Raw genomic sequence first — 15,630 nt, 5'->3', positions numbered from 1 at the left:
TCAGGACTCCGCCGGGGCGTGCTCGTGTGTTGCGATCAGGGACGACAGCGTTGGGGGCAGCCGGAGTTCCTTGCGTAGTTCGATGACTGCCTCGCTGTCGGCGACTCCGGGTTCGCCGAAGATGAGCGCAGAGACTGGTGAGGCGAGGAGGTGGCCCAGCATGATCTGATTGAGGAGGTCTGTCAGGAGCTCGGCCGGCATGTCCGCTGCCTTCCGCGCTTCGGTCCAGGCGGTCAGCACTTGCCGGCATTCGGCCTCGACCCGCGTATCGGCCACGGCCGCGTTCCAGCCGTCCAGGAGCGCTTGCTTGATCTCCTCCTTCTGCTCGGCTGCCGCCAGCATGACCTGCAGAACGTAGGGGTCCACCCGTGGATCCAGCAGCGACAGGAAGGCCCGGTGCCCCGCCAGGTGCTTCTTCTCCGTGGCCCATTTGATGACTGTGCTCCACACCCGGGGCAGCTGACCGTCGCGTGCAGCGATGTCCCGCAAGGCCGCCTGCGCTGTCTGTACGGCCTCGTCCGTCTCGGGCCGGTCGAGGATGTGCCGCAGGCGGACAAGGGCCTGACGCGGGTAGTGCTCGGCGAACTCGCCCCGGCAGACCAGCGCGACCACGGTCGCAACGGCCTCCGATTCGTCCTGGGCTGAGTCCAACAGCAGGGCACGGACCTGGACTCCCAGCGTGTCCGCTTCGGCGGCGACGGTCAGGACACGGGCGATCAATTCGCGGTGTTCGGCGCTGTCGGCGCCCTTGTCGATCCAGGCGTGGATCTGCTTGACGACGCGGATGTCGTTCTCCGCGACGGCCAGTTCGACCAGGAGTTCGCCGATCGCGGCCAGCCGGTCGGCCCCCGGCCCCTTGGGCGCGGTGATGGTGTCCAGCCACTGCAACAAGTGGGGGTGGATGTCAGCCCGCTGCTGCCACAGGTGGAGTAGGACGGCACGGGCGTATCCGGATTTGTGATCGAGAGAGACTGTCCGTCCGCTGACCTGAGCCCCCATCTCCGTCAGCCGGGCGGTCAGATCGGGCCCGGTCAGGATGGTGCGGACGTCCGTCTCCGGCTCTTCGCCCAACAGTGTTCGGGCGCTGTTCTGGATGGTGAGCGCGTCCTTGCCGTTGAGAAACAGTGAGGAGATGAGCAGGGCGCGGTCGTCGGGCTTGTCCTCGGTCTTCTTGAAGACGTTCTTTACATCGGTTCGCCACTCCCGGAAGGAGCTCAGGGCATTCTTGATGCCGTCTGTGGAGCCCTCCGCGCAGGCGAGCTCGGCGGCAAGTCGGGCGGCATCGTCGGGATGGCTGTTGTCGGTCAGCAGATGCCCGGCCTCGCCGGCCGAGCCTTCCACTGCCGGCGCGGCATCGAGCCAGCGGATTCTGTCCGGCAGGCGGTGCAGGTACTCCAGGTGTGACCTGGCCACGCGGTGCGGGGAGGGCCGGGCCGTTGCGCGGACGACGACGCCGGCGACGGCTCCTGACACGCTCTCGGGCCACCCGTGTTCGTCGGCGATCACGAGGAGGAAGGAACCCGAGAACTTCAGCTGCTCGGCGTAAGCCACCAGTTGTTGGGCGACGAGGCCGGGCTTATGCCAGGAACTGATCTCTGCGGCCACGTCCAGCAGGTAGCACCGTCCCGGATCGTCGGGCATCTCGGCGATGTCCGGGAACCCGGGGCCTTTCCCAGTCGGGCGCGATCGCCTGGAGCTTCAGCGCTTTGCCCCGGGAGCGCTCCTCTGCCTGCGAGACCTCCCACAACGCCTTGATGCCGGCAGCGCGTTTGCCGTATCCGGGAGGGCCGGCGACGACGGCCAGCCGAGGCCCGCCCCCGGTAAGCCGTTCAAGAGCGTCGGATGCCGTTCGCACCCTTTCGTCTCGTACGGTCAGTTCCACCCACGCCCGGCGTACGGCGTCGAGTTCGCTCTGCGGGATGTCGGTGACCGGCAGTGGCGGTTTGCTCGTCATCGTGACAGACCCCGCGGCCACGATGATCTTCGAGTTCTGGGTGTCGCGGATTTCCACCTGTTGGCCGGGCGTCGGCGGGGCGGCAGGCGGTGGCGGTGGCGAAGGGACGGCCCCCGGAATGGTCTCCTCGCTCACCGGCTCTGCTCCGGAGCGCGGTAGTGGAAGCCCCCCGAGGCGTTGATGTCGCCGCCGGAGACGACGACCATGCTCTCGGTGATGTGGTGCACGCTCGTCCGCGCCCCGGCACCGTCGTCCGCCCCCTTGACCTGGTCAATCAGGTTCTGCAGCTCCTGGACTGCGTCGGGATTCTTCCTCAGGAACACCACCAACTGCATCTCTAGCTCGCTTCGCAGTTGTTGTTCCACCGACCCGCGTTCACCGGCCGCGCTGCCGAGGAGTTGCTGCCGTGCCGAGTCGATCAACTGCAGTTCCTGCTCGGCGCTCTCCTCACCGCCCCGCCGGAAGAGCCGGGCGAGCGCGACCCGTACGGATTCCCACGTGCTCTTGGCCATCTCGGTGACCAGGGCCGCAGCCCCCACACCCGCGACGTCCACGATGCTCACGCATCCCCCCAGGGTCATATCCCCTGCTCGGCGAGGCGCGCAGGGGTCGGCGGCATATTCGACACATCAGGGTGGATGTCTGTTCAGAGGTCGGCAATCGAAAGTATTTGCCACATAGCTGAACGCGTAATTCTCAACTGGTCGGAACTGGTCAGCCCTCGCGAGCGAGATGAGGCGCACGTGAAGCCAGGCGACAAAAACTCCGACAAAACGGTCAGTCGTTGGGCGAGTTGCGAGGTTAATTGGCCAACGGATTGCTTTGGGTGATTGTCCTGAAGTGTGTGCAGCGTGCAGATGCGAGCACTGGGAGTCCGGTAAGCGCATGGTGACGGAGTGTCGTACTGAGCAGTTCTGCCCATCTTTGTGCGGGTCAGATGAGCAGGCCCTTCTCGTTGAGCGTGTTCCCCCAGTCCTGGTGGGCCTTGAGCGCCGATGGTGCAGCTCGGGAGTTCTCCTGCAGGGCCTGATAGAAGCGCTCCCGATCCGTCCGCTTCCACTCCGGCGGCACCTCGAAGTAGGTGAGCGGGCCGTCCAGAGGTGCGTGCAATCCGGCGAGTACGTTGCTGAGTTCGTGAACGGCGGTCTTGAAGTTGTCCGTGGCAGACGCCAAGTCGGGGTCGCGGAAACGCAGCGTTTCGCCCTCCGGGCTATCCAGTGCTTCGTGGATCGCTTCGGTGACGGCCACGGGGATGCGATGGAAGAGGCCGCCGCCTCGAAGATGCTTGATCCAGGGCGCGTCCAGAGGGATCACCTGCAGCAGACGGGCCGCGGTGGTCTGATCGGCAACGGCAATTGACAACGGTCCCGGCGCCCACCAGTGGACGACCAGCCCAGTGCCAGCAGCCGCTGCAACTCGGAAGGCTTCAGCCACGTGGTGTCGTCCCCAGACCGGAGGGGTACGGCCACACCTTCGCGCCCCTTGGAGCCCGTCGCAGGCACCACGAACAGTTTGTTCGTCGAGGTCTGCGGCGGTATGTACAGCACAAGAACTCCGCTGTCCTCCTGGCAGTCAACTCACTCGATGTGGAGGTCGCACACGGAGCCGGTCAGGGCCGGGAACCCGTACGCGAAGAGCCGAAGCGTCAGGTTGTTGGCCTCCGCGGCTGTCAAGCCTGCTGAGCAGCTCAACGCCGTGGCTCGTGGTCCAGGGAGATAGCGAAGGTAGAAGTGCGGGATAGGCCCCCTCCCATCTCACGAAGTCCGCACAGCTCCGCAACACGGTCGGGAGACAGTCCCAGACGGAATGCCACGCGAAGGAGCGAACCCGGCAGGGACTCTCCGGGGGACTGATCCAGAACACGTGGCAAGGGGCGCTTTGCCGTCATCTCCTCCCAATCCACCCTGGCCGTCAACGGCCACCTCCTCGTGGGGGGGAGTCCATCAGCCGTCGTGCAGGCCGCGTTGGTGTCATCGATGCGGAATCACTCGTGCGTGTGAAGGGCGCTGATGTGGTCGAGCCATGGACGCTGCTCACCGTAGCGTCGTGATTGATCTTGGCGGCCGTGTTCGATCTGCTGAGGAGCAGTGGACGTGCATACGAAGGATTGTGGGGCGAGTTCCGTCCTCCGGGTACCGGAAGCACCACAGAGGGATACGTGGTCCGACTCCTGTCGCCTGGAGGATCTGGCGCTCCTGCATCGGGGATTCACCGAGTACGCGCACCAGCTGGACCTAGACGAACGATGGGCCCGGCGCTGGACGACGAGGTGGAAGTTCGGGCAGGACGCCGCCGCCGCGTACTCGGTGCGCGACCTCAACGAGGTCGACGTCTCACGCACCGTGCCGGTGCGTCGGTTCACTTGGCGGACCGACCAGTACCACCGGCCCGGGCTCGAGTACATGGTGTCCACGCGTCGGCATCACGGTTACGAGAGTTTCGAGGAGGAGTGTCTGCTCCTGGTCGCCGACTTCGCGGCCGGGCTGCGTGAGGCGCTTTCGCAGCCGTTCCGGCTGCGCTTCCACGCGGGCGGCAAGCGGGTGGATCACACGCCGGACTACCTGCTGCTGACCGATACCGGTCCATTCGTGATCGATGTGCGGCCGGCCGGTCAGATTCACCCCGAGGACGAGCTGAAGTTCGCCGCGACGTTCGAGGCCGCATTGGCCGCCGGGTGGCGCTACGGCGTGGTGACCGGCTGGCGTCGGCACGTATGGGAAACGGTGGACGCGTTCTCCGCCGAGCGGCGGCCGTTGACCAATGTGCTCGACATGCACGGCCAGCTGCGCGCAGCTGCCTCCCAAGGACCGCTGCCGCTAGGTGACTTGGTCGAGCGGTGCTCCATCCCCGCAGTGGCCCGGGCCCATGCCCTGCACTTGCTGTGGCGTAGAGAGCTGGGTGCGGACCTTTCCGCACCGTACGGGGACGCGAGCCTGATCCGGCTCGCACCCGTAGAGCCTCGCGGGGTGCGGTCGTGAGTACTGAGACGGCATCGACATGGGCGCTGGAGCCTGGCACCGAGCTGATCATCGATGGTGAGGCGTGGCGGGTCGAGACGTGTCTGCCGCATCTGGGTCGCGTGACACTGATCGGGGACGAGGGCGCGCCGTGGAAGGTGCAGCTGAGCGAGCTGATCCACCGCCCCGGTTGCCGGCCGTCCACCCGGACCCGCAAGGATCTCCCGGCCGCCAGCCGGGGCCGCCAGCCGAAGTCGATGGCAGACCTCCTGCCGGTTCAACAAGAGCACGTGTTGCGGCGGTTGGAGCACATCCGGGAGGTCGAGACCGGCTACCGCAGCGGCGATCCGGACGCTGCGCTGCCGCACGAGCCTCTCCCACAGTACGACCCGGCGACCACAACGCTGACGCAGCGCCGAAAGGCAAAGGAGGCCGAGCTGCGCAAGGCGAAGGCCATGGATCCTGCGCTGGCGAAGTCGCTGGCCCTGCACAAGGTGAGCACGCGGACACTGGTGCGCTGGGACACGGCACGGCGCAAGCTCGGGCCGATCGGTCTCTCGGACGACCGGTGGCTGCGGGAGGCGACCGGGCACCGGATCACCCCGGAGGTGCGCGAGGCGCTGTTCGCCGTACGTGATGAGAGCCTGCGGCGGGCGAAGCTGACAGCGCGGGACCGCGAGCGCCTGATCCATCAGTATGTACGGGAGACCTTCGGAGAGAAGACCAACGTCCCCAGCTACGACGTGCTGCGCCGGGTGTGGCGGGACTGGTTCGGCTCCAACGGCGGGCGGCAGCGCTACGCACGCTCGGCGGCCATGGCGCAGAAGTACGCGACGGGCCGACACGTGGTGGTGCACCGGCCCGGGCAGGTGGTGGCCCTGGACACCACCGTGCTGCCGGTCAAGGTCCTGGAAGACGTGTTCGGCGATCCCGTCTCCGTGCATCTCACGCTGGCACTCGACGTGTACACGCATTCGATCGTGGCGTTCCGGCTCAGCCTGGTCTCCGATTCCTCGATCGACGTGGCGATGGTGCTGCGGGACATGACGATGCCGCTCCCCATGCGCCCGGACTGGGGTGAGGACATGCAGTGGGCCTATCCCGGCATTCCGGGCACGGTGGTGGCCGACTTCGCCGGGTACGAGGTGGCCGGGCTGCCGTTCTTCGCCCCGGAGACCGTCACCACCGACCACGGCTCCGTCTACCGCAACCACCACCTGGTCGAGGTCCAGCGGGTCCTTGGCGCGAACATCAAACCGAGCCGGGTGCTACGCCCCACCGACAAGAAGGCCGTGGAGCGCGCCTTCGGCGCCATCCGATCCCTGCTGTTCGCTCCCCTGCTCGGCTACCAGGGCGTGGACACCGCCGACCGCGGCGTCGACCCGGAGGCCGACGCCTGCCTGACCGTGGCGGAGATGGAGCACCTCATCGCCACCTGGATCGTGCGGATCTGGCAGAACCGTCGCTTCGACTCCTACGCACCGAGCTGGGACCCGGGCGGCGACCACAGTCCCAACAGCCTGTTCGCTGCCTCTATGACGCAAGGCGGCTTCGCCTTGCGGATCCCCTCGCCCGAGCTGTACTACCAGCTCCTTCCCAGCCACCGGGTCATGGTCCACGGCAAGCGCGGCGTGAAGATCAAGAACCTGTGGTACGACGGCGAGGCCCTGGACCCGTACCGCGGGGAGCTCTCCCGGCGCGGCGGCAAAGACAAGAACCGCTACGTCATCCGCCGGGACCCGCGCGATCCGTGCTTCGTATTCTTCCAGGACCCCCGCACGCACGACTGGCACACCCTGCGCTGGGTGGGCCTGCCCGAGGAAGGGCAGTTCCCCGCTTTCAGCGACGCCCGCGTCCGCGAGGCCATGCGCGAACTGCGCAAGCGCGGGCTGGCGCCGAAGTCGGACAAGGAACTCCTGCCGGTCCTCCTCGAAGTGATCGGCGGGAAGATCCCCGTCGAGCAGTGGCCGACGCAACTGACGAAGAAGCAGCGCACCGAGCACGCCCGCGAAGTGACTCAGGCCGCGGCCGCCGCGGCCGACCGCCCCGCCGACGCCACCGCGGCACAGTCGACGCCCGCCGCCGTGCCCGCGGCGCGCACCGGCTCGGACGACGGCAAGGTCGTCCCGCTGCGCTGGCGCGAACGCGCCGAGCAGGGACATGACGCGGTCACCAACGAACGACGACGCCGCCGTGAAGCCGCCGTCCCCGAACGCCCAACCCCGCCACCACAGGATCTGTCCGAGCGGCTGCGCGCCACCAGCCTGCTGGCCCTGCCCGACGACGACTTCGACGACGACACAGACGAGCCCCGTGCGGCGGCAGCAGCCGCTGCCGAGGAAGAGGTCAGCCCGTGAATCCCCCGTACAACGGTCCGTCATTCCTCCCCGGCCCGCCGATCGACCGCACCACCTGGGAGGGCTGGCGGCGCTGGTGCGCGACCCGCAGGGCGTTCATCCCCGCGCCCGTGCTGACGGCCGCAGAGTTCGCCCTCAAGTCGTCGCGCCAGCAACGCGTTTACAACCTGCACCGGCTCGCCACACACAGCAGTCTGCCCATCGACGTGACTCCGATGAGCGAGCGCGTCGCCCACGCTGTTCTGGCCCGCGTCGAGGACGGCGCGTTCAGCCACAAGGCCTGCACGCGCGGCGGCATCATGGTCAACGGCGACGGCGCCCAGGGCAAGACCGAGACCGTGTGCGAGGCCCTGGCCGTCTTCGAAGAGACGTGGATGGCCCTGAACAACTACATGAACCCGGATGCCATGCCCGGCACCCGCGACCTGGTCGCCCCCGTCGCCTACGTACGCTGCCCGGTCAAGGCCACACCCATCTCTACCTGCCAGCGCATCCTCGACTTCTACGGCGAGGACTACAAGGGCATGCGCCTGGAGGACCTGGTCCGCACCGTCAAGACCGCCATCGTCGAGCACGCCACCAGGGCACTCGTCATCGACGACATCACCCGCCTCAAACTCCACCGGGAAGCCGACCAGGACGTCCTCGACCTGATCCGCGAAATGATGAGCATGCCCGTCACGCTCATTCTCGTCGGCGTCGGCATTCCCGCCTCCGGCCTGCTGCGCGAGGGCCGTCGCGACCCCAAGACCATGGAATGGATCTACCAGCCGATCAAGGACCGCGGCCGCAGCCCGAACGATCACGCCGCCAGCCAGCATGAGCGACGCTTCCAGATCGTCGACCTCGACCCGTTCCGCTATACCGCCGGACCCGAGATGGCCGCCTGGATGGATCACCTGGCCCGCTTGGAAGGGCACTTGCGGCTGCTGAACGACACCAAGGGAATGCTGACCGGAAACGACATGCCCGAGTACCTGTTCAACCGCACCGGTGGCGTGGTCGGCGTACTGGAGAAGCTCATCCAGCACGGCTGCCGACGGGCCATCGAGGACAAGAGCGAGCGGCTGACGAAAGAGCTGTTCAACCAGTTCACCGTCACCCCCGGCGACATGCCCGACCTGGACGCGGAGTCCGGCGAGCAGCCCAAGATCCCGCCGCACAAGCCAACCCCAGGGAAGAAGAAGCCGAAGGGCCGCAACACCGTCTTCGACGATGACGGCCCCGCCGCGGCCGGCGAGACCGGTTGACGGAGGTGACACCCCGGCCGCTGACCCGCAGCCTCGCGCCCCTACCCGAGGAGCCGCTCCCCGGCTACCTCCTCCACCTCGCCTACCGCCTGAACCGCTCACCAGGCGGGATCTCGGAACCGTGCGGGATCAACAGCGGTGGACAGCAGCGCATCCCGGCTGTCACCGTGCACCGCGCCGCCAGCACGGCGCCTGCCCGGATCACCTGCACCGCCGGACCGATCACCCGCCGCCGGAGAACCTCGTATTCGGTACTGTCCCAACGACTGGAGTGCTATACGGACTTGATGGCACGAGCCCATGATGAGGGCCGGGATGCCGATATTCCCGTCACGTGTGAAACTCGTGTCGGGCCATGCATCACGCACCGGTTGGCCGCGGCTCGATGACCGTCCGCCCGCTTGCCCGCGCCCTCAGTCCGCTCCCCGAGGAATCACTGCCCGGCCTGCTCCTGCGGCTGGCCTACCGCATGGAGCGCTCTCCCGCCCGGGCTGCACGCCTGTGCGGACTGATCCATCCTCAAAATCGGCTCCCAGGCGAGTACCTGATCTCCCTGCCCGCCGATCGGATCGGGCCATTCGCCGCGGCCGCCCGCTTGAACGTGGAAGAGGCCAACGCACTGACGCTGTCGTCCTTTGCTGCCGTCTACCCGCCCCTGGCGTCCGTTCGGATCGACGGCAGCCGCAACACCGCGGCCGCGCGGAAGTCGTGGGCTGCCAGCATTTCCAGCCGATACTGCGCCGCCTGTCTTTCAGGGAACGGAAGTCCGGTCCAGACTCTCTATGGCGGTCCCTGGAAACTGCGCTGGCATCTTCCCATCTCATACGCCTGCGTCACGCACCGCACCTTGCTCTCCCATACGTGCCCGCGCTGTGGGGGTACGCCGAATCGGCCGACGAATACAGAGCGCCAAGGGCTGATCACGTACCGCACCACGAGCGGGCTGCACCCGGCCCAATGCCGGCGTCTTGTGCCTGATGTGAACGGCACTCCGGCTGCTCCCTGCGCTGCCCGCCTGGACCACGACCGCCAGGCCGCGCGCGTGCCTGAAGCCGATCTGTCCATTCTTCTTGCCCTGCAGCACCGCATTGATCAGCGTCTGACGTGTGGTCAATCCACGGCCGATGCGGGTCAGTCGGCCTCGGATCGCTACTTCTTTCCCGATCTCATCGTCGCTGTACATCTGATCCGGCTCAGCTGGCCAGACGCTGCGCGATACGCTTCCTCGACGTCGCTGGCTGACCTGATCGACCGCCACGTTTCCTCCGCTGCCGCTCGCCGCCACACCCCTGGGCCCGACGGACGCATGCCCATCGCCTGGCATGCCCCCGAGGACCCAGCCGAGTGCGCGGCGGTGCTCGTTGCCGCCGACAGCCTCCTCGGTCACGAGGAACGCGAAGACGCCGGGATGACCGATCGCATCCGGCCGCTCGCTGCGTCCGCGTTCAGCCGTAATCCGGCCACCATCGGCGCCTCTTTGCGACGCATGGACGTCTCCCCTGCGATGGCACGTGCCCTGCTATGCCATACCCAGGGGTTCTACCGTGCCGGTGGCCACCGGCACGCGCGGCAGAGCCTTCCCTCACGCCAGAGCCGCTTCCGAATCGAGCATGTGCCTGCTCTCCTGCCGCAGGAGTGGCTCTCCGCCCACTTCGACGACCTGTTGTCCCACTGGGCGCACCACACCGACTGGAAGGTGCGGCACCTGCGGCGCGTTTCAGCGCTCAAGCTCGCAGAGATGAGTGGCGGTGGCACCTGGCCCGATTGCGCGAAGACTCTCCGCATCCCGTGGAACACGGCGCAGCAGTCCCTCAAAGTCATCCGGCAGGAGTTGAATTCACGGGATCTGTGGTCGGACTTTGAGCGGTCCGTCGAAAGTGTGGCCAGCCAATTGGACTGGGACACGGATCGTGTTCACTACGGGCGACGCCGACAGCTTCTTTCGTCCTGGCAGGTTCCGGCCGGTGACTGGGCCGAACTGTGCCGCGATCTCGAGTTCGGCCAGGGTGTCACCTCCCCCACCCGTGACACCGCGACCGTGCTGATCTGGACTCATGTCAGCCAGGGCGACCACCTCCACAGCCCCGTGCTCGGCGCCCTGAGGGAATCGGGCTGCAGCACCCAGCGCCTGGTCGCGTCGATCAACCAGCTCCGCACCCCAGCAGCCCGCAAGGGCGGCAAACGCGAGCTCCTGCGCCGTCTCGAAACGTACTCCGACCTCCTCGCCACCGCCTGCGACCGACAGGTTGCCTCGCTACAGACTGGCATCCTCGAATTCGAGGTAACTGCTGCACAGCTGCGCGAGGTCAAGTCCCGGTAGGAACGGGGCACGTACGCCGGGGTTCGGTGGCAGGTCATCCGTCGACACGACGGGACGAACGGCGATCACGTCCTCGCCCGGTCTCGTGTCCCGCTTGTCGCGTCCGGTGCCGGCGGAGCGCTGGAGTAGATCAGGTCTCCGAGTTCGTCTGGGCTGCAGCGGCTCGATCAAGCGATCGGGGCTGACGCCGAGCCCCTCGGCCAGTGCCGGAATCGTGACCGTGGCGCTGCAGGCAACGCTCTGCTCTGGTCTGCGCCAGGCAGAGCGGCTCACCGCTCAGTACGGTGCGGACCTCGGCACGGTGCTGACGCGGGCCGAAGCCACCCAGGCCGATCACCTCCTGTGCCCGCGTCTGGCCACCTGGCGCGGCGCGGTCAAGCAGCCAAGGACGCCCAGGACACTGACAGAAGGGCTCTCCCCGTTCTTCACTCCCGGCAACCAGCGGGGAGGCCGCCACGTACTCCGCACCGGATCGCACGCTACGCCGTACGACTCGGTGCCGCGTGCGACTCTGCCGGCCTCTCCTTCCCGTGGAGCTCGGGCATCGTCAACAAGAGATGGCAAGATGTCGGGGTCTGGACATGCATCCGCCGCTCTGCACCCCACCTGACCGGACCCGCAACCTCCGCCCTCTGTTGACGCGCCGGCGGTCAGCCAACGACGCCGCCCCGGCCAGCGCCCACTCCCGAAGCCCAGTAGATCTCATCGGTTGCCGTGTCGAGCCCCCAGTGGCCGAGCGCTCCCGCCATGGCGAGCCGGTCGAGCAGCGTGGCCACGGCCACGGAGGAGAGACCTGCCGTCCGGGTCAAGTGAACGGCTTCGATGCTGCCCTTGCCCTGATCGTCGGTATGCGCGGCAACCTGCAGTGCCACCAGGCGAGCGACGGCTCGCTGCCGCCGGACCGTCGGACGACAGATCTGGCGCAGAGCCCAGTCGGCCGCCTGGGCACGAGCCTGACGGCCGGGAACCTGTGTGAGCACGGTGGGGTCGAGAAGGTCGAGACGGCGGGCACCCTGCGCCGAGGACGCGGGGCGCAGCCAGGCTGCCTGTTCCAACTCGTCCCAGATGACGGGAAGATGCCCCAGCCGCATGCTTCTCGCGATGCCGCCCGAGAGCAGAACGCGCCCGCCGGAGTCGGCGCGGAGAGCGCATTGCACCGCAACCAAGCGGGCTGCGGCGCTCGTGCACGCCGGAAGGGCAGCGGCCAGGTACGCGAGCATCTCCCGCACCCGAATGGCCGACGACGGTCCGGGGTGCGGCGCGGCTCCTTGCGCTCCGCCGTGGCCAGCGCCTTCCCCGGGTGCGGCCACCACTGTGACGGCGTCGGGCACCACGGCCGCGCGAGGCGTCGCGTGCGCGCAGGCGGTGCAGACGTCAGCCAGCCGCCAGTTGCGCCCCGCCCTGTCGCGAGACAGCACCAGCCTGATGGGGCCGGCGCAGCCGCGGTGCCGGGGATGCCAGCGGCACTCCCGCTGTCGGCACTGACAGGTGCGCAGGTGCCCGGCGAGTTCATCGCCGCGCGCATGGGCAGCGAGATGCCGCAGGGCAGCGGACTGAGCAGCGGCCGCCTGCGGCGGGGCGCTCCGGGGCCCACAGCGCGGGCACATGAGCTGCGGACCACCCACACTCGACCGCAACTCCACGGTCCACACCCGAGGGACCACAGCGTGCAGGGAGACCCTCATCGCTCCCGCTTTCCTCCTGTCCAGGGCTCGGCTTTGCAAGGCAGGGGAAACTGGGGCGCACCACGACATCAACTCGGCGCCCCGGCGAACATCACCCCTTCCCTAGCAAATAGTGCAGAACTCTGCACTGACGGGGCATGGGTCTGCACCATCGGATGGTGGGGTGACGATCTTCCCTCCCGACCCCAACCTCGACGCCTTGCGCATCCAGCTCGTGCGGATGAGGAGCGAGCGCGGGTGGACCTTCGACGAGCTGGCTGATCGCAGCGGCCTCGCACGGCGCACCCTCATCGACCTCGAGCACGGCCGCACCACAGGAAAGATCACCACGTGGCACGCCCTTGCTCACGCCTTCGGCCTCCCCATCGACCAGCTGCTGGAGCCACTCTGCGACGGGCACGAACCACCTGACGCCGCCGAGTCCTGACTGGCTTCCTCGCGCGAGGAAGCCCACCCCAAACCCATCCCGCGATTCACCCGAACGGCAATCCATCCTCGAACATCCGCACCTCGCTTCGTACACCTGTCGCGGCAGGTGGGGCCATTCGCATGACTTACGGCGGCCTCTACGCTGGATCGCAGCGCGCCACCTGGCACGTTGCTCGCCATGCAACCGCACCACTTCGCCCGCCGCTGGGACGGCAGCCCCGTCACCATGCCCCCTCGCCGCCGCCTGCGCGTCGATGCCTCCAGCCCCAGCCGCCTCCTGCGCCGGGGACAGAGCAGTAGGTGCCGGGAGTGCGGCAACCTCGTCGACTGGCATCCGCGGGCCGATCACCGGCCGATCGGCCTGCATCCCCACGAGCTGCCTACCTGCCCCGTCCCCACCGCCTGCCGCTGGCATCTGAGCTGCGGCGTCGCCTACCGCGGCGCCGACTCCACGTGGTGCCGCGTCCCGCACGCCGCCGTCTGCCCGGGGCGCACTCCGGATACCGACCTCGCCCCCGCTCTTACGGAATTTCGTCGCCGCCTGGCCGTGCTCACCCGGCGACGGATCGACGCGGGGCTCTTCACCCCGCCGCCCCCGGTCGCAGGCCTGACCACGGTGCAGCCGGACAAGCGCCCGGTGCTGCCGATCGTGGAAATCCTCCACATCCGCTATCTCGCTGAGCGGCCCCTCGATGCGCTGCGGTGCGTGTCCCAGACCCGCCGGGGTCACCGCTGCCCCCACCCGGTCCTGGACCCGGCTGCCCCGAGCGGCGTCTGGACCTTGACCACCGTCTTGTCGACCATCGGTCAACTCGTTGTGCCTGCAGAGCACTTGGTCCTGTACAGCCTGAGCCGTGCACCGTACGCGGAGCAGCTGCGGTGGCGAGCGCAGCGATGCCCCGCCCATATGGTCGCGAGCACCGCCCCCGACCTCACGCTGGCCGGATGGCAGGTCTTCGACCCGCTCCTCCACCATGCCCACATCCACACCCACCTGCCGGATACGGCACCCGCCTCACCGGAAACCTGAAGCCGCATCAACCAATCCGCCCCTTCGCGCGACCGCCGACTGCGCCCTCCCTCCTGCTGTCCCCCGGCCGACATGCGATGCCCCACTCAGTACGAGGACACCCTTCTTGAACCCCACTGACGAGCAAGCCGCTGCCGCCGACGCCTTCCATGCCGGCAACCACCTGGCGCTGCAGGCCGGCGCGGGCACCGGCAAGACCACCACACTCGCGCTGCTCGCGCGCTCCACCCAGCGTCGCGGCCGCTACCTCGCCTACAACCGCGCCATCGCCGACGACGCCCGCACCCGCTTCCCCGCGACCGTCACCTGCAAAACCGCCCACGCTCTCGCCTACGCCGCCGTTGGCCACCGCTATACGCGCCGCCTGAACTCCCCACGCCGCCCCGCCTGGCGAACCGGGTGCGACCTCGGCCTGACCGACTCCCTCCGCATCGGCGATCGCGACATCTCCCAACGCACCCTCTCCAACGCTGCCCTGCGCACCGTCACTCGCTTCTGCCACACCGCCGAGCGCACCATCGGTCACCACCATGTGCCCCGGCTCCGCGGCCTGGACGACCCCGACCACCATGCCGAACTCTCCGAGTTCCTCGTCCCGTTCGCCCGCAAGGCGTGGCGGGATCTTCAGTACATCGACGAAGGCGTCGTCCGCTTCGACCATGACCACTACCTCAAGATCTGGGCCCTCACCCAGCCACGAATCGAAGCCGATTTCCTCCTCCTCGACGAGGCCCAGGACACGAACCCCGTCGTCGAGCAGGTATTCCTGGCACAACGCGACCACGCTCAGCTGGTCATGGTCGGCGACTCCGCCCAGGCCATCTACCACTGGCGCGGCGCCAGGGACATCATGACCGGCTTCGACGGCGCCCGCCTCACCCTCACCAAGTCCTTCCGCTTCGGCCCCCGCCTGGCCACCGAAGCCAACCGGTGGCTCGCGCTCGCCGACGCTCCCCTGCGCCTGACCGGCACCGACACCATCGCCACCGAGCTCGGCCCCGTCATCCGCCCGGACGCGGTGCTGTGCCGCACGAATGTCGGCGCCATGGCCCAGGTAATGCAGCTGATGTCAGCCGGTCTTCGAGTGGCCCTCGCGGGAGGCGGCCAGGGGCTTCAGGCCCTGGCCTTGGCCGCGCGCGACCTCAAACAGGGCCGCCGAGCCCACCACCCCGAACTCCTGCTCTTCAGCACCTGGCACGACCTGCAGGACTACGCCGCGTACGACCCCAACGGCCGGGACCTGCAGCCCTTCGTCGACCTCGTGGACACCCACGGCCCCGAGGCCATCCTGTCGGCCGTCGCCCGCCTCGTGCCCGAGAGCACCGCGCAGGTGACGGTGTCGACCGCGCACAAAGCCAAAGGGAGGGAATGGGCCTCGGTCAGGATCGCCGGCGACTTCGAACCCACAGCTCCCGACGATCCCGGCGACGAGCAGTCGGACACACGCCAGATCGACGAGAGCGAGGCACGCCTGGCCTATGTCGCCGTGACCCGCACACGCCAACGCCTCGAACTCGGAGGGCTGTCGTGGATCAACCAGACAAATCCAACCGCTCCACGTGAAGACTGACATCCGCCGTCGATGCCTGCCCGATCGTCGGACGCTCTGGTGCTCTGAGTTCCTCCGAAGCGAGTGAATTCAGAGCGC

The 15,630-nt window shown here is 68.1% G+C and carries 12 protein-coding genes; 7 read left to right on the top strand and 5 right to left on the bottom strand.

Annotated features, from left to right (window positions below):
- From ACWC2T_RS34385 to ACWC2T_RS34370, 4 genes are all read right to left on the bottom strand, one after another.
- Positions 1-1,641: a hypothetical protein gene (locus tag ACWC2T_RS34385; RefSeq protein ID WP_450674252.1), complete on the bottom strand. Its 1,641-nt coding sequence runs from the start codon at positions 1,639-1,641 to the stop codon at positions 1-3.
- Entirely contained in the window at positions 1,577-2,089 is a 513-nt protein-coding gene (locus tag ACWC2T_RS34380; RefSeq protein WP_450674251.1) for a hypothetical protein, read from the bottom strand. The genes ACWC2T_RS34385 and ACWC2T_RS34380 overlap by 65 nt, the downstream gene beginning before the upstream one ends.
- The gene (locus ACWC2T_RS34375) at positions 2,086-2,517 is read right to left on the bottom strand and encodes a hypothetical protein (RefSeq protein ID WP_450674250.1); all 432 of its coding nucleotides are present in this window, start codon (positions 2,515-2,517) and stop codon (positions 2,086-2,088) included. Before ACWC2T_RS34375 ends, ACWC2T_RS34380 begins: the two co-directional genes overlap by 4 nt.
- A 370-nt stretch (positions 2,518-2,887) precedes the next feature.
- Positions 2,888-3,388: a hypothetical protein gene (locus tag ACWC2T_RS34370; protein WP_450674249.1), complete on the bottom strand. Its 501-nt coding sequence runs from the start codon at positions 3,386-3,388 to the stop codon at positions 2,888-2,890.
- Between the two features lie 872 nt (positions 3,389-4,260).
- Here ACWC2T_RS34370 and ACWC2T_RS34365 point away from each other — a divergent pair.
- The 4 genes from ACWC2T_RS34365 (at position 4,261) to ACWC2T_RS34350 (ending at position 10,838) form a co-directional block, all read left to right on the top strand.
- Complete coding sequence (locus ACWC2T_RS34365; protein ID WP_450674248.1) at positions 4,261-4,932, top strand: TnsA-like heteromeric transposase endonuclease subunit; 672 nt, start codon at positions 4,261-4,263, stop codon at positions 4,930-4,932.
- Positions 4,929-7,268, top strand: coding sequence for a transposase (locus tag ACWC2T_RS34360; RefSeq protein ID WP_450674247.1), 2,340 nt, complete (start codon positions 4,929-4,931; stop codon positions 7,266-7,268). Before ACWC2T_RS34365 ends, ACWC2T_RS34360 begins: the two co-directional genes overlap by 4 nt.
- The gene (locus tag ACWC2T_RS34355; protein WP_450674246.1) at positions 7,265-8,518 is read left to right on the top strand and encodes an AAA family ATPase; all 1,254 of its coding nucleotides are present in this window, start codon (positions 7,265-7,267) and stop codon (positions 8,516-8,518) included. Before ACWC2T_RS34360 ends, ACWC2T_RS34355 begins: the two co-directional genes overlap by 4 nt.
- A 355-nt stretch (positions 8,519-8,873) precedes the next feature.
- Positions 8,874-10,838: a TniQ family protein gene (locus tag ACWC2T_RS34350; protein ID WP_450674245.1), complete on the top strand. Its 1,965-nt coding sequence runs from the start codon at positions 8,874-8,876 to the stop codon at positions 10,836-10,838.
- Between the two features lie 650 nt (positions 10,839-11,488).
- Here ACWC2T_RS34350 and ACWC2T_RS34345 read toward each other — a convergent pair.
- Positions 11,489-12,058, bottom strand: coding sequence for a hypothetical protein (locus ACWC2T_RS34345; protein ID WP_450674244.1), 570 nt, complete (start codon positions 12,056-12,058; stop codon positions 11,489-11,491).
- A gap of 628 nt (positions 12,059-12,686) precedes the next feature.
- On the opposite strand from ACWC2T_RS34345, the gene ACWC2T_RS34340 reads away from it, so the two are divergent.
- The 3 genes from ACWC2T_RS34340 to ACWC2T_RS34330 all read left to right on the top strand — a co-directional run bounded on the left by ACWC2T_RS34340 (position 12,687) and on the right by ACWC2T_RS34330 (position 15,552).
- On the top strand, positions 12,687-12,950 hold the full coding sequence (locus ACWC2T_RS34340; RefSeq protein ID WP_340629890.1) for a helix-turn-helix transcriptional regulator: 264 nt from the start codon (positions 12,687-12,689) through the stop codon (positions 12,948-12,950).
- Positions 12,951-13,130: 180 nt separating this feature from the next.
- The gene (locus ACWC2T_RS34335) at positions 13,131-13,982 is read left to right on the top strand and encodes a DUF6083 domain-containing protein (RefSeq protein WP_351251045.1); all 852 of its coding nucleotides are present in this window, start codon (positions 13,131-13,133) and stop codon (positions 13,980-13,982) included.
- Between the two features lie 106 nt (positions 13,983-14,088).
- Entirely contained in the window at positions 14,089-15,552 is a 1,464-nt protein-coding gene (locus tag ACWC2T_RS34330) for a UvrD-helicase domain-containing protein (protein ID WP_351251043.1), read from the top strand.
- The last annotated feature ends 78 nt before the right edge of the window (positions 15,553-15,630 follow it).

The sequence above is a fragment of the Streptomyces sp. NPDC001393 genome (genome assembly GCF_053597455.1).
The sequence above is the reverse complement of the archived record's forward strand: the minus strand, read 5'-3'. Positions and strand labels throughout refer to the sequence as shown.

Excerpts from the sequence above, each read along its gene's own strand:
- ACWC2T_RS34350 (WP_450674245.1), top strand. The coding sequence starts at position 8,874 with ATGCATCACGCACCGGTTGGCCGCGGCTCGATGACCGTCCGCCCGCTT.
- ACWC2T_RS34385 (WP_450674252.1), bottom strand. The coding sequence starts at position 1,641 with ATGCCCGACGATCCGGGACGGTGCTACCTGCTGGACGTGGCCGCAGAG.
- ACWC2T_RS34335 (WP_351251045.1), top strand. The coding sequence starts at position 13,131 with ATGCAACCGCACCACTTCGCCCGCCGCTGGGACGGCAGCCCCGTCACC.
- ACWC2T_RS34345 (WP_450674244.1), bottom strand. The coding sequence starts at position 12,058 with ATGCTCGCGTACCTGGCCGCTGCCCTTCCGGCGTGCACGAGCGCCGCA.